Source organism: Imperialibacter sp., assembly GCF_048007035.1.
Classification (GTDB): Bacteria; Bacteroidota; Bacteroidia; order Cytophagales; family Cyclobacteriaceae; genus Imperialibacter.
Genome location: NZ_CP180355.1, coordinates 1886116 through 1902725, shown reverse-complemented (window position 1 = coordinate 1902725; position 16610 = coordinate 1886116). Strand labels below are relative to the sequence as shown.

General features: G+C 49.5%; 3 protein-coding genes. 1 reads left to right on the top strand and 2 read right to left on the bottom strand.

Annotated elements, in window-relative coordinates; genetic code table 11:
* Positions 1-68: 68 nt before the first annotated feature.
* Together ACMVP2_RS08415 and ACMVP2_RS08410 are read right to left on the bottom strand one after the other, a co-directional pair.
* Positions 69-794, bottom strand: coding sequence for a response regulator (locus tag ACMVP2_RS08415; protein WP_416867388.1), 726 nt, complete (start codon positions 792-794; stop codon positions 69-71).
* A gap of 67 nt (positions 795-861) precedes the next feature.
* Positions 862-2757, bottom strand: coding sequence for an ATP-binding protein (locus ACMVP2_RS08410; protein ID WP_416867387.1), 1896 nt, complete (start codon positions 2755-2757; stop codon positions 862-864).
* A gap of 228 nt (positions 2758-2985) precedes the next feature.
* On the opposite strand from ACMVP2_RS08410, the gene ACMVP2_RS08405 reads away from it, so the two are divergent.
* Positions 2986-16497 (top strand): IPT/TIG domain-containing protein, encoded by a 13512-nt coding sequence (locus ACMVP2_RS08405; RefSeq protein ID WP_416867386.1) that lies wholly within the window; start codon positions 2986-2988, stop codon positions 16495-16497.
* The last annotated feature ends 113 nt before the right edge of the window (positions 16498-16610 follow it).

Sequence of the window (16610 nt, the reverse complement as noted above, 5' to 3'; positions counted from 1 at the left end):
CTGAAAAGTAGTCTAAAAAGTGCCCATACACAGCGCAATGGCACTTTTTCAATTTCAGCGTGTCAAACTCAGGAGACCGACAGCAGTTTGACGGCTGCTGCCAAAACCAGTGACACCATTCCCACTATTTTCTTGTCAATGGCCAGCTTCACGGCCGAGGCCCGACTGTGCACATGAAGTTTCTTGTAGATGTTCTTGATGTGCGTTTTTACCGTGTGTGGGCTGATGAATAGCCCTTCAGCTATTTCGAGGTAGTTGTTCCCATCGACAAGCCGTTGGATTATTTTTACTTCCTGCTCGGAGAGCCCATATTCCTGAATAGCCTGGTCTTTCAATTTCGAGTCCTCGCCCAGATTTGGATCTGAACTAATCAAACCAATCATTTTGCGGGCGATGGTTCTCGACATTGGTGCACCACCTTCCACCAGTTCTTCAACGGCTTTTACAATATTGGACGGGCTTTCGTCTTTCAGCATGTAACCCACAGCCCCGGCTTTTAGCGAGCTGAATATTTTGTCGGGCTGCTCAAACACGGTGAGCATCATCACCTCAATGTCAGGCAGCGACTGTTTAAGGCGGCTGGTCGTTTCTATTCCGTCGATGCCAGGCAATTCAATGTCCATGAGAACTACCTGAGGTAGCTCTTGTGCAGTGGCCTGTTCCATTTTGTTGAGAAAATCCTCCCCGGTTGGACTGACTAGTACCAGGTCAATACTTTGGAAGTATTTAAAGTTGTCGATGAATCGCTTTCTCAGCGACGGATTATCCTCAACCAATGCAATACGAATAGCCATAGCTTTTTTGTTCAGTGTCAAAGGTGGGGTAAAGAACTAATTGGCCCAATACCCAATTTGGGGTAAATCAAATAGTGAGGCTAATGGTAGACCCCTGATCTTTTACGGATGAGATACTAAAGCCACCTCCAATTTCCTCCATACGTCGTTTCATATTTTCAATGCCATAATGCTCACCTTCAGCCATGGCTTCGGTATCGAATCCCACACCATCGTCGGAAATCTTTATCACCAGGGAATCCTTCAACGACAAGTCTACGATGATGCGACGAGCCCCAGCATGTTTGGCAATGTTTTGAATACTCTCCTGCATTACCCGGGTAATGTTGAGCGCCTCCCGTGGGGCGAGCTTGTAGGGGTAGGCGATGTGGTTGATAATTTGAAAGGAAAGATTCGGCCTGTACTTAAGGGTGCTGGAAAGATACCTCTCTATGTGGTCGACGAAATCTGCCAGGGTTATTTCGCTCTGATGCAGGCTCCAGATGCTGTCACGAAGGCTTGTGAGCGTGTCCTGCGCATCTGCTTTCAGACTGCTCACGATTTTTTGCACTTCTTCATCTTTCCTGAATCCCTCAATTTGATCCGTAATCTGCAGGCCAGAGAGAATACTTGTCAGCTGAGCGCCTACATGGTCGTGGAGGTCGCTTGAAATGCGTTCTCGTTCCGACTGAATTTTTTGAACCAGTTCTAGTTGCTGTACTCTTCGCTGGAGCTTCAGCCTATTGTAGCCCAGGTATAGCAGGATAAGCAAAACGACCACTCCACCAATGAATGCGTAAAGCTGGAGATTCTTTTGTTGGATAAGCAAAGCCTGCTCGGCCAATTGCAGGTCCCTGATTTGTATCTGCTGCTCCTTCTTTTCAGTTTCATATTTTGTTTGCATTTCGGCTAGCGCCTCCGACTGCGCTTTCGCATAGGAAGAGTCTTTTTCAACGCCCCACTTCCTGTATAATTCTGTAGCTCGCTGAAAGTTTCCGGCCGCCACATAGTTCAAGGCGAGTGCCTCATATATGTTTTCAATCTTGTAGTCTACCTGATCGTCCTCAGCCAGTTTTAACGCTCTATTGCCATACTCAATACCTTTCGACGGGTTTTTGAGCTTGGCGTAAATGTTGGAAATGTTGGTCAGGTCGGCTATTTGCATGGCAGTGCCGGGCACTTTCTCACGTATTTTTTCTGCTGTCAAGAACGTCTCCAGCGCCCTGTAATAGTCATCCGCTGACTCATAAACCGTTCCCAGAATGTGCAGGCCGTTTGCTTCCGCATGCAAGTTGTTGGTTGCTCTGGCCCGTTCTATACCCCACGTGACAAAGTATTCGGCTGAGTCGTAACGAGACAGGCTACCATAACAAGAGCCGATGTTGTTTAGCACCACTGGATGCGGCTCAGGAATTTTTGGCAAAGCCTTCTTGAAGTTGGAGATTGCCTTTGCATACTGACGCAGCTCCATAAATACAAGACCAATATTATTGAGAGCAGCCATTTCTCCATAAGGGTTTCCAGCTTCTTCGTGGCTTCGCAGCACGTCATAAAATATGTTGACTGCCTCCTCAAACCTTCTTTTCGACACCAGATAAAGCCCCCTGCTGTTCATGGTGAGGGTGTGGTATTTTTTGTCGCCGAGCGAATCAGAGAGGTGCAGCGATTTAGCGAAATAGTATTGAAGTGAGTCTTCGCTTCGGTAGGTCTCGTAATAAATAGCCAGATTATACATGGATCTGGTGAGACCTGGAGCGAACGCTATGGTCAGTGCTTTTGCCCTGGCGGAATGACTGTACTGGTAGATCTTTTCCGGGTTGGAGTAGCGGTATTTTTCGGCCAACTCGTTGAGGATGTTGATCCGGCTGGTGTCCGGAATATTGGTTTTCAGTACATTTTCAAGACTGTCAATGTAGGCGGGTTGGCTGCTTGAGCTTAGGGAGAAAAAAAGCATCAATGCGGCAAGACACAATTTCGGTCGCATGAAGATTTACGGTATAAGTTGTTGGCTCCGGTAAGATAAGCTTTTATTGGTTTTTTTCCTTTTAGAATAGTACTAATCAAATATTTTGTGATGTAGCGAGCCGTTTGAACGGGCTTCTTTTTCGGAAAAGGGTTAGATGAATATACCCCGAAGGCGGTATTTCTATGGGTAATGGCCAAGTCTAATTTTAGGATGTTAAAATCCAATTAGACCGAAAGACCTGTTGAAATGAAAGCTGTTATCAAGATTTTTATCGTTACTGCCCTGTTTTTTTCGTCAATGATGGCCAGGGCCCAAAGCACAGAAAACTTTTCCTCACTTGATTTAACCACCTACAATACCACGGTTGCTCTCCCTACCGGCGACTGGGTAATACAGGGAGGCTACGGTGAAGACAATACAACCAATTCCTCACCGACCTCTCTCGGGCTCGACTACAATTCCAGCGGAAGTTTTACATCGCCATCCATAGAGGGAGACAGCGATATCAGCTTCTACTATGCAGCTACAGGAGGAGAGTCTCATTTTACAGTCTTGAAATCTGTTGATGGGGGCTCATATACTTCGATAGGCACAGGAACCGCTACCGGAACCACATTCCAGGAGTTTACCTACACGCTGACCCATGCAGGGTCAACTGTAAAGGTTTTGGTGGTAGTGGATGATTACAGCAGTGACCACGACCTTTTTGTCGACGATTTCACCGCAACTTTTGCTTCGGTTTCTACTGTCGAAATACAAACCACTGAGACCAGCTTTACTTTCAACAATGTAGATGCAGGCTCCAAGACAGCGGCCACAAGTACATATAATGTAACAGGTGTAGACCTTGAGGACGATATTGACCTCGAAGTTGTGTCCATTGCCGGAGGTGGAGTGCACCCAGGCTTTGACATCTCCCTGAACGGCTCTGTTTATGTTACGTCTGCCACTATTTTGCAGTCGGAAGCCACCAGCAAGCAAGTAACTGTAAGAGCCATTGTGCCTGCTAACAATGGCAGAACGTACAATGGCAAGATCATTCATACCACAACCAACGCTGAAACGGTAGAGATACCGGTTACCGTCACAGAGTTGCTTCAAACCGCTACCGTGGACATCACCGCTCCCTCCGATGCAACGACATTCACTTTGGGTGATGACATCACGGTTAATTGGTCGGTAGGTAATATGGTGAATGAGCCGCTGACGCTTGAGTACAGTCTTAATCAGAGTGACTGGTTTGAAGGAAGTACTACTAATAGTGGCGTTGGAAGCCAGAGTCTTTCTACCGCTTCGCTTGACGCTGGCACTTACTACCTTAGAATTTCTGCGAACGAGTTGCCAAATCCTGTTTCCTCTAGCCTGGTCAGTGTCATCATCGAAGCACCTGCAGGTGGCGGTATAGTTACAGGCTCAGCTACCAGTTCTTTTAACAGCGGATTTGATTTCTCGAGGGAAGAAAATGCAGGCAAAGAGGATGATGCTGATTACCTCGTTGACTTTGTTTTTGTGAGCAATGAAGGAGTGAATCTGGGCAATGAAGGAAGCACCTCTCTTAGCTCCACTGGCAGGCGGTTTTTGCTTATAGGCACCGGAGATATCGAATCCGTCACAGAAGTGGCGGAAAGAACCGATGCTTCACCCTGGGTGACTGTGTCATGGGATTGGTCTGACGGAACACAGGGCGCTCCCATTTCAGTAGGGCAGCTGTGGGGAGTATACACACGTGAAGGCCATTATGCCGTAATGGAGATCACGGGTCTTCCTGATGGCGGATTTGGCACTTCTTTTACATTCGACTACAAATATCAGCCCGATGGGAGCAGGTTTTTTGATGGCGGTGGTTCTTCCGATCCGGAGGTTGTCGTCACCTCACCCACATCAGCCTCCAATTGGGAAATAGGCACCAGCCAATTCATTACCTGGGAAAGTACCAACGTCGACGCCGCTTCGGGTAGCACGGGCGGGGTTAATCTTTACTACAATACCGGTTCGGGTGATGTGGTGATTGCCGAAAACGTGGATTCTCCTGACGGAGAAAACAGTTATGAGTGGACGGTGACCGGCTCCGCAGTGTCAACTGCCCAGGTTAGAGTGGAGGCAGACCAGGATGCGGGCGTGTTCGACCTATCCGACGAATTTACTATTTCACCGCAGGGGGATATCACCATTTTAAGCCCGCTTGGCACAGAAGAAAAGAAGTTTGGCGAAACACTAACGGTCTCATGGAAGAATAACGCTACCTATCTCAATTCCAACTACTTCTATCTTCACTATCGTGTGGATGGCGGCAGCTGGTATGTTATTACGCAAGGAAGTGGCACCTCATTCAATCCTTCGGGTAATCAGATGAGCTACAATTGGACGCTGCCTGATTTGGGAACCAATTTGGACAGCGACATAGAAGTGAGGGTGTGGAACAACAATCAGGGATACTATGGTTACGGCCCGGCTTTTCGGCTTTACTTCGAATCTTCGTTGGCGATCGATGCTCCAACCGGTGCTGAAGAAAAGAAATTTGGGCAAACCCAACTAGTGGAGTGGACGAATGGTGATCATAAAACAAGTAATTACTTCTACTTACAGTACAGAGTAAACGGAGGCAGCTGGTATGCCATTACACAAGGCAGCGGCACGTCCTTCAGCCCTGTGGGTAACCAAATGAGCTACAATTGGACATTGCCCGATTTGGGAACCAATCTGGACAGCGACATAGAAGTGAGGGTGTGGAACAACTCCCGCAATGTTGAGGACATCAGTAACCCGTTCAGGCTCTATTTCGAATCTTCGTTAGCTATTGATACGCCAACCGGCGCTGAAGAAAAGAAATTTGGGCAAACCCAGCTGGTAGAGTGGACGAACGGCGACCATAAAACAAGTGATTACTTCTACTTACAGTACCGGGTAGACGGAGGCAGCTGGTATGCCATCACACAAGGCAGTGGCACGTCCTTCAGCCCTGTGGGTAACCAAATGAGCTACAATTGGACATTGCCCGATTTGGGGAGCAATCTGGACAGCGACATAGAGGTGAGGGTATGGAACAACTCCCGCAATGTCGAGGATATCAGCAATTCATTCAGGCTCTACTTCGAATCTTCGTTGGCTATCGATACACCAACCGGCACTGAAGAAAAGAAATTTGGGCAATCCCAACTGGTGGAGTGGACGAACGGCGACCATAAAACCAGTGACTACTTCTACCTGCAGTACCGGGTAAATGGAGGCAGCTGGTATGCCATCACACAAGGCAGTGGCACGTCCTTCAGCCCTGTGGGCAATCAAATGAGCTACAATTGGACTTTGCCCGATTTGGGGAGCAATCTGGACAGCGACATAGAAGTGAGGGTGTGGAACAACTCCCGCAATGTTGAGGATATCAGCAGCCCCTTCAGGTTGTATTACGAATCTTCTGTAAGTATTACTTCCCCTCAAGGCGGGGAGTACAAAGCTGTCGGGAGCCCCTTCAGTATTGTCTGGGAAAATGGGGATCACAAAACTTCTGACTATTTCTATATCTACTACAGAATCAATGGAGGGAGTTGGTTATCTGTTGCTCAAGGATCAGGGACTTCATTCAACCCCGTTGGCAACGTCATGACACGGGCATGGACCATTCCAAATCCTGGCACTGGAGTAGACGCTAATGTTCAAGTGAGAGTTTGGAACAACTCCCGCAATAAAGAAGACATCAGCAGCTCGTTCGTTGTTTGTACTAACTGCGAGCCGGTGGCACTTTCGTATCCGAACGGAGGGGAAAGCTTTTTCGTCGGCGATGAGATAAGCATTACCTGGGCGCTTTCTGACGCCTGGACTGGCTCCGACAATATTGTGCTGAGCTACAATGCAGGCGATGGCGATCAAACCATTTTTTTTTCGGGGTTGTACTCGGCGGTTCCCGGTGATTCATATGTGTGGACAGTACCCGACGATGTGAGTTCAGAAGTAAAGGTGAAGATTACCAACACTACTACAACAGATTCCGACGAAAGTGACAGCTTTTTCAGTATCGTGCCCATACCGGTTCGTTCAGTCGAGTTTTCCAGTCCGTCAGGTGATGTGGTATACCTTGGTGGGTCGGTGGCCGTCGAGTTTCTGCCTTCGGAAATAGCTGGAAGTGATGTGCTTACTTTTGAGCTCTCGACCAATGGCGGTGCAAGTTTCCCTTATACAATCCAAACGGCCGCACTAAATACCCTGGACAATATTGCCGGGTCATATTTCTTCGATTTTGTGCCGTCCAACCCATCATTTGTTTCTGAGTCCTGCATGATCAGGGCAAAATATGAGTCCACTGTGTTGGGAACTTCAGATGTATTTTTCATAGCCAGTCCTGCTATCTACAACCTGGTGGTCAGCTACCCCCAGGAAGGGGAGAATGTGCTTGTGTACGACCTGCCGGTTGATATCACTTTTACCAATGATGGCCTCAGCACTTTCGATCTCTACTATGTGGTGCCCGGCCAGTCGCAGGTACTCATCGAAGACGCTATCGACATTTCTGCTGACTTTGACGTCACCTATAGCTACACCCCCGATTTTGTAGGTGAGAATGCCAAATTCAGGATCGTTGGCGGAGGCCAAACCATCGAAACAGAAACATTTGATGTGGTTTACCCCGTAGTGGCAACAGATGAGGGATACGACCCTGTCAGCCTTGTTGACTTCGGGATCAGGCAGGCTGGTAGCACAACGGTACTGTCTTATCTGTTAAATGTGACCAACGTTGGTGTAACCGTAACCTCGACCAATCCTGATGATTTTGAGATTTCGCTGAGTGACGAATCCGGCTTTACGAGCAGTTTGGTGATAGCACCACAAGCCGGTATCCGGAGCATTCCTGTGTATGTGAAGTTTGCGCCTGCTGCCAATAATGGAGCGCTTTCGCAGGGTGTCTTAACAAACCGATTTATTGATTCCAATCTATCGAACATCGATGTTGAAGTAAACGTGCAGGGCAGAGCAGCAACCTCTGGCCCTTCCTTGGTACTTTTTGCTCCGGCAAATGCTGCAGAGCTGATCTCAAACAGCGTCACTACCATTAGGTGGGGCAGTACGCTGGTTGATCTGCTCAGTGTTGAGTATTCGCTTGACGCTGGAGCCAACTGGTTCCTGATAGAAGACGACCTGTCTGCATCCTTCACAGAGTTTGATTGGTTGGTTCCCGAAGTTGCCTCCCAAACCGATGCTATCATCCGCCTTGTGGATCAGTCAGGCGTTGCGACCATCGCTAGTGCTGAGGTATCAATACTTCCTGCTCCTTCCATCAGTTCGCTCACGCTGATCAACAGTGGTGCCGATCTTCAAATAGACGGAAGCGGCTTTTCATCTATTGCCAATCACAATCAGATTATCTTCCCCGGTTTCCCGGATATAACAACCTACCCAACATCGGCTTCGGCCACCCAATTGGTGGTGGAAGTGCCACAGGGAGCGGTTTCTGGCTTCATCAAAGTAAACGTTTCTGGTAAGGGAACGGCCATTTCTCCCAATCAGCTGATGCTTTCGGGAATTACGCTAACTCCTGTCCAGGGCCAGGTGGGCAACACTATCTTTATCAACGGCAGTGGCATTGATTTCGATGCGGCTACATCTGTTTCTGTAACTTTTACTAATGGCATTTTAGGATCTGTGGCAGCAACCTCGGTGGTAGTGGAAAGTGCCGATTTGCTTTCAGTAGTGGTTCCAACAGGCGTGGAAGCAACCGGTGCAGTGGAGGTGGATGTTGACGGAACTGTTTATACTTCCGCACAGGCATTTAAAATTCAGTCGGTTGATTTCACACCAAAAACGGCGGGAATCTTTGAAACTGTCACCATTTCAGGTGTGAATACGTCATTTCTTAACAACAATACGCAGGTGTTTATCAACGGCCTGGCTGCTACCGCTTCCGTAGTGTCAAACTCTCAAATCAATGTAACAGTACCTCAGGGAGCCAGCACTGGCAAGGTTACTGTGAGTACTAACAATGGATTCTTCGAGGCGTTAGATGACCTGACGGTTGAGCAACACAAGATCACGTCCTTGTCTGCCACTAAAATTACCAAAGGCCAGTCGCTGGTCATCACCGGCGATAATTTCACAGGGGCCAGTTCGGTAAAAGTTAACGGACAAACTATCACCTGTCAATATTATTACTTCGGAAATCCATATTTCACTATTGACTCTGATCAGCAGATCACTGTGCACATTTCGCCATCTTCCATTGCGGGTACAGGAAAAGTGAGCGTAACCAAAGGTGGTGTGGAGGTAGAAAGTGCTGAAGACCTGACAGTCATTCCAGCCATTACCTCGCTCAGCACACTTCAGGCTGCGCCGGGTGCACAGGTCACAATCTATGGTTCTTACTTCAGCAGCGTTGATAACACGGTGTACTTTAACCAGAACAAGCCCGCCGCTATTGTTTCTCAGAACGCATCGGCTATTACCATCATCGTGCCGCAGGGTGCCATCGACGGTTCGGTAACTGTGGTCAACAATGACGTTTCCCAGCAAGGTGTGTCTTCTGCTAGCTTCGATGTAGTGGCAGCGCCGGTGTTTACGGGTTTCTCGCCTTTGAAAGCCACTTCCGGACAGGTGGTCACCATCACAGGGCAGAACTTCCAGAGCCCGGCGCCGAGCAATTTGGTGGTTAATGGGAACAGCGTCACGTTCAGTGTAGTTGACAACAACACCATGCAGTTTACAGTCCCAACCTGGATGTATGGAGCCGGGAAAATTGAAATAACAAAAGGCGGAGTAACGGTGGAAGGGCCGCAGCAGTTTACTGTTTTGCCAAAGATCACCTCATTTACCCTGGCCACCGGAGCGGTGGAAGGAGCAAGTGTATCCATTTCCGGCACAGGCTTTAATCCGACCGCTTCCAACAACCTTGTTACTTTCTACAACAACAATCCAGCTACCATTTCAAGTGGCAATAGCACTTTCCTGAATGTGACTGTTCCTTCGGGTACGGTAACTGGAAAACTTAGGGTGACTAACCAGTCCATCCTGGAGACGGCGGAGAGTGCCAGCGACTTTATTGTTGTACCTCATGCCATTATTTCATCATTTGCTCCGGCAAGTGGCCAGGTAACGAAAACCGAAGTAACCATTACCGGCGAGCACTTCAGTAGTCCGGCTGTTTCCGCTGTCAGATTCAGCGGTACCAACGCTAGTTTCAATGTGGTCTCAGACACGGAGATCAAGGCCACGGTACCTTCCATCTTCAACAATGGGGTCATTAGCATTACGAGGGCAGGTGAAACAGTTCAGTCGGCTAATAATTTTGAAATTGCCCCGGACATCACCAGCCTTTCCGCTTCGACGCTTGCATCGGGCTCCACGCTCAACATCGGGGGTACTTTCCTCAATGCTGTTTCGCAGGTAAAGGTCGGCAGCAATGTTGCCACCATCACAAGCAACAGCAATTACTACGGTGTTTCTATCACAGTGCCAACGATGGCACCCGGAACCTACAAGGTAACAGTGACGAAAAATGGTCTGAGCGATGAGAGCGATGCAGAGCTAACAGTCGTTGCGCCGCACACGATCACCAACTTCACCCAAGTGGCTGGTTTAGGACAGGATGTGACGATCACTGGCACTAACTTTACCTCGCCCGCAGTTACATCTGTCACGCTCAACGGCGTGTCTGCTGCTATCCAGTCGGCGACAGCCACGCAGCTTGTCGTGAAAGTGCCCAACAGCATGAACTTCGCAGGTCAAGGCAAGGTAGCCATCACCCGTGCCGGACTGACCATCCAGAGCACTTCCGATTTCTACGTCCGGCATGGTATTTCTACTACATTCAATACCCAGAATTATGTGGTGGATCAGCAGATTACCGTTTCAGGGAACAACTTCTACTACCCTTCAGTCAGTCAGGTCAAGGTGAATGGCGTGAATGCGACCTTCTCAATTGCAGGCGATGGTTCACTGAGCGTGACCATTCCCAACGCCGTGGGCACGGGAAAGGTAGAAGTGATCAAGCCGAGTCCTGTGGGCACGGTGGAAAGCACAACCGATATTACAATAGTGCCGAGAGCGGTACTGAGTTCCTTCAGCCCGACAATTCAGGCAATCGGCGGAACAGTGACACTGTCCGGCCAGAACTTCACTAGCCCGGCGGTCTCTTCCGTCATCATCAACAACACGTCAGTCAGCTCTTTCACAGTCAATAGCGCCACAGAAATAACGGCCACCGTGCCCAATATTTCCAATTTCAATACGCAGGGTAATGTACAGATTACCAGAGCAGGCCTCCCTCAGTCGCTGGGCACATTTACTGTGAAGCATACTTTTGGCAGCTTGTCGGCGTCAACAGTCACTGCAGGGGCTTCAGTGACAGTTAACGGCACGTTTTTTACCACACCATCCGCTACCGTGACTCTTGGGGGCACAAGTGTGTCTGTGTCGTCCATCAACGCCAATAGTCTTACTTTTACCGTGCCGACAAATACCACGCCAGGCAGCCACGAAATAGTCCTTACCAGGTTGGGTGAACAAGTGTCTGCTGGCAATATCACTGTGCTGGCGCCACACACCATCGCCTCACTTGACAGTGACAGAAAGGGAAAAACTGAGACCCTGACTATCACAGGTAGCAATTTCGATAACACGCCTCAGGTTTATCTCAACGATGTGTTGGTAAGCTCAACGGTTAACAGCAGCAGTGAAATTAGTCTTACCGTTCCGTCCAACATCACCGGGGGTACTGTTGCACTTAAAATTCTGAGAGGAGGGCTGACCGTATCATCGTTTGATGGATCGGATGTAGATTTCTCGGGCACAGCTCAGTTCTATATGAAGCCGTCGGTAACTACAGATGTTGCAGCTTCCACCTACGTTATCGGTCAAACTTTGACGCTCAGCGGTAGCAACTTCTCTTCTCCTGGTGTCAATTCGGTAGTGCTCATCGATGGGGGAAATGAAACCACCGTCCAAAGCACCGTGCTGAGTGAAAACGCCCTGCAGCTGGTGTTGACGGCCCAAAGCGGCCCGGCCCTGACAGCTACCAGCTACGATGTGAAGCTGGTGAAGACGGTAACAAGCGCCGAAGGTAATATTGAGGTGACACTCGCCAGTCAGCTGACACTCGATGACCAGGGGACTATTACTGAGATTGCCGAGGCAAGTGCTCTGGCTGGCACTTTTGTCACTATCACAGGGTCTGGCTTTACCACTCCCAATGTTACTTCTGTTAAAATAAACGGAGCCCTAGTAGGCGTTGGGAACTTCACTGTCGACGATGACAATACCATCACGGCCAAAGTGCCTATGGCGGCGGCGGCTTACGCTGATGGCACGGCTAACAATATCGAACTCGTCAGAGGCGGTCTCACCATTTTCGCCACAGATGAATTCATTGTAGAGCAGCAGATCACGGGATTCCTGAAATCGGACTTTAGCAACATTAATCCAGCCACCGAACGAGTGGTGGAAGGGCAGACTATCTACATAGAGGGCAATCATTTTGAAAGCCTGGCCAGTATCAGCAGCGTGACGGTGAACGACGTGGCGGTTACACCGGTGTTTGTGAATGGCAACAGGCTTCAGATCACCGTGCCGTCCGGTTCGCAGGGCGTCGGAAAAGTGGCCGTTACCCGCAGAGGCATTTTGGCCGAAAGTGCGCAGGCCTTGATCGTTTCTCCCGCTGCGAGTATCAATGCAGTCGATCCGGCTGCCAGAATCGCCGGTGGCACGATCACTATCAGCGGAGACCACTTTAGCCTGCCAGACGTAACCACGGTGACAGTCAACGGAGCTGTTGCCACTTTTGACATTCTCAACGATGACAATATCAAAGCAACAGTGCCTTCTAATGCTGCTGCGACTGGAAATGTGACGGTGACAAGGGGCGGCGTGACGTCCAATGCAGTTGCTTTCAACGTAGTGCCGAAGATCTTCAGCTTCACCAATACTGGCCTTGAAGGGAGCACAGTGACAATCAATGGCTCCCATTTCGGCTCAACCATCGGCGCCAACGAAGTTTACTTCACAGGAGCGTCTGACTTTGTTCAGGCAACTGTTTCCGGTGCCAACAGCAATAGTCTTACAGCGATGGTGCCCGTTGGCACAATCACCGGCCCGATAAAAGTTATCAACACAACCTCTTCTCAACAGGTGGTGAGCAGCGCTAACTTCAACTTGTTGCCTTCTCCCGGCAGCTTCAGCATCAATCCGGCCAGTGGGCCGGTTGCCTCTCAGTTTACTATCAGCGGCGTCAATATGAATGGTGCCAATGAGGTGAAAGTAAATGGTGTATTTGCCAATTCTTTCACTGTCGATCCTGACGGCACAAGCATTGTGGTAACGGTACCTTCATCAGCAACATCCGGAGATGTGGTCATCAAAAAGGCTGGGCAGTCGTTTACGGCAGGCACATTTAACGTGACACCAAAAGTGATCAGCTTCCCTGCATTGGCTGTGGTAGGCAGCCAGATCACCATCAATGGAAAAACATTTACCGGAGCGACAAGTGTAACAATCAATAGCACAGCTGCAACGATTGATCAGGTTTCTTCTGACTTTGTCAAAATAACGACGGTTGCGGGAAATGTAGGCATTGGCAACATAGTTGTAACGACACCTTCGGGCTCAGGAACGAGCAGCAGCACCATTGAAATAAAAGGCCAGCCTTCGATTGCGAGCTTTAGCCCTGCTTCGGGTGGCTCAGGCGATGTGGTGACCATTTCGGGTGCTAATCTGTCAACAGTGACTTTCGTGAAATTCAACAATACTAATGCCTCCTTCACAGTCTCCAGCGATAACGAGCTCAGTGCCATAGTGCCTTCGGGAGCTTCGACCGGAAAAATATCGCTGGGATTGGGAGGCATTACCATACAGTCGGCGACTAATTTTGGGATTGTGCCCAAGATTACCACCTTCACAGCTGCGGCAATCACAGGTGCCACCATTCAGATCAACGGCACTAATTTCAGCGGAGCTACTCAGGTTGCTTTCGCCGGAGCTACGGCCGTGCCATTCTCAGTTTCTGCTAATTCTCTATCGGTAACTGTGCCTGCTGGTGCCGCTACTGGTTCACTTACGGTTACTACCCCTTCGGGCACTTCGGCAGCGACGGCCAATAGTTTTGTAGTGCTCCCCTCCATTTCCTCGGGAGGGTTCTCGCCAGCCAAAGGAGCGATAGGTTCTACCTTGACGATTGCCGGCACGGGCTTTATAGCCGCAAATGCTTCCCAAAATGTGGTGAATTTCAATGGGGGCGTAACTGCTACGGCGAGTGCTTCCACAGCCTCCAGTCTGACTGTGCAGGTGCCTGAGGGTGCCATTACAGGGGCCCTTAACATAACAGTCAATGGTACCACCACCGGGCCATTTTCAGCGGCGAGCTTTGTTATAGTACCGCAAATTGATGCAGCCGGCCTTTTGATTACGTCCGGTTATGGTGGAGAAAGTTTGACGATCACCGGCAAGGGCTTTAGCTCAATCGCAGCCAACAACACAGTCAACTTTGGAGGAGGAGTTTCTTCGGTGCCCTTCTCCGCCACAACCACATCTTTGGGAGTGACAGTGCCAGCTGGCTTTACCACTGGCGCTTTAACAGTAACTACATCAGGAGAAGCAAGTGCCGCAAGTGCGCAGACATTTACCCGCAAATCGGTGGTGGTAACGGCGCCAAATGGAGGAGAAACCTTTAATCTGGGAGATCCTTATGCTATTACGTGGACTGAGGAGGGACTGGATACTGACTCGCCTTTGACCATCAGTTACTCGGCTGACGGCGGGGTCAGCTACACAGAAATTGTTGCAGGTGTTGTGGGTGACTTCTATGGGACATTCGATTGGACCCCCGAAGGTGACCCAACTACTGCCGCCAGAATAAAAGTCTCAGTTGATGGCGATAAGGCGTTGGATGAAAGTGATGATGACTTCACGGTAAGAATCAAGCCATTGCTTACTGTGGTTTACCCTAACGGAGGAGAAACGGTTCGCTTTGGGAAGCCAGCTCAAATCGAATTTACGACAGAAGGGCTTGATCCTGCTACGTCTTTGCTGTTTGAATATTCTCTTGATAATGGAGCGACCTACCAGCAGCTGGGTTCCGGTACGATCGAAGAGCTGGCGGGCGTTTACGATCTGGTGATGGAAGAGGCATACAGCGATGAGGCACTTGTCAGGATCAGCACGGAGACTGGGGAGTCTGTAAGCGATGTATCTGACGAAGTTTTCACAAGTTTGCCGAGACCTGTACTGGCTATCACAAGTCCGACTGAAGGCGAGACCTTGTTTATTGGCGCATCACATGATGTGACCTGGACCGCACAGTACTTGCTCGATTCGGATGAGCTGGAGCTACTTTACTCGGCTGATAACGGCACAACGTTTAGCTCAAAAGGAAGCGGGCTTGCTTCGGAGCTCGCCGGTAAAATGACCGTAACAATAGAAGCTCCCGTCTCTCAGGAAGCGCAATTCAAGCTGGTGAATGCTGGTAATGACGTTTCGGTAATTTCAGCGACGTTCAGCATCGTGCCAGCTCCATCCATCGTCGTCACTGCTCCCGAAAGCGGTGAGATACTTGCGGGTGGAGTGGAGAAGCAAATTACTTGGACGACTACCTCTGTTGACCCGGATGCCGAGCTTGTGGTGGAGTACTCAGCTGATGGCGGAGCCACATATGAATCCCTGACCTCGGGAGCAGCCTCCGCCCTGAATGGCTCGTTCGATTGGAGTGTGCCTAACGCAGCCACAGCCAATGGATTTGTGAGAGTGAGAACAGCAGACGGTACAGTGAGCGATACCAACAACGAAGCCTTCATTATTCAGGCCCAGGTGACCAGCCTGAGTATTTCAGGGCTGCTGGTGACACCAGGTGGATCCGCAGTGAATGTGGTTGAGGTGCTTCTTTACAAAGCCAATGCGGCTGGCGGCTGGGATATTGTGAGCACTGATGCGTTGCTACTGGCAGAAAACAGGAACACATTCAGTTTTGTCAATCTTGAGGCGGCCGATTACCTGATATTTGCTAAGCCTGACCGGGCAAGATTCCCTAACCTGAGAAATACCTGGTTTGGTAATACACTCCTTGTGAGGGAGGCCGTCACCCTTTCGCTTTCGGCCAGCCGGAGTGATGTTGACATAGAAGTAGTGGAGGTGGCGCCTGCACCCACAGGACGTGGCGTTGTGAAAGGCAGGCTGGTCAACACCAGCGGCAACAGTCGGGTAAGTGGCCTGGAGATTGGCAGGATTCTGGATGACGGAGACCCACTTGCGGGCGTGACGGTCAATCTGCTCAATGCCGCAACGGGCGCCTACGTGGCAGATGCAGAAACCGACGAAAATGGCCTCTTCACGATGACAGGCTTGGTGGTTGGTCAGTACAGGCTAAGCGTGGAATTGGCAGGCGTGCCGATGGATTTTGGCTCGGCAGTCATTGACCTTGTTAATGAAACTGACCAGGTGGCGTTGACTGCCATTGTCACAGAAGACGGGACGGTGCTGGTGCGGATTGATGAAGTAGTTGCCGGGATAAACGATCCGCTGGTTGTCGAAAAGCTGGTAGCCTACCCAATGCCTGTGCAAAATGAGCTGACCCTTGAAGTTTCAAACAAAAAGGCAGGAGATTTGAAATTCGTCATCTTTAACCTGGCGGGCTTGCAAGTTTTTGAGTCTCAACTTTTGAAAGCTGACAAAGGAGACCACCAGTGGATTTTCGATGTCTCCCATCTGAAAAATGGCATGTACATGGGTAAGCTCGTAAGAGCCGAAACGAATGAGATCTTACCTTACCAGATAAAAGTTATGATTGCCAAATAGTTCACAACAACAGTTTTCGGCAACAGCCCCTTCCTTCTGAGCACTATCAGGTTGGTTGGGGTTTTTGTTTTTTTAAACTATTTCTGTGCTATCTTTTGTTAAGAGGAAATCAA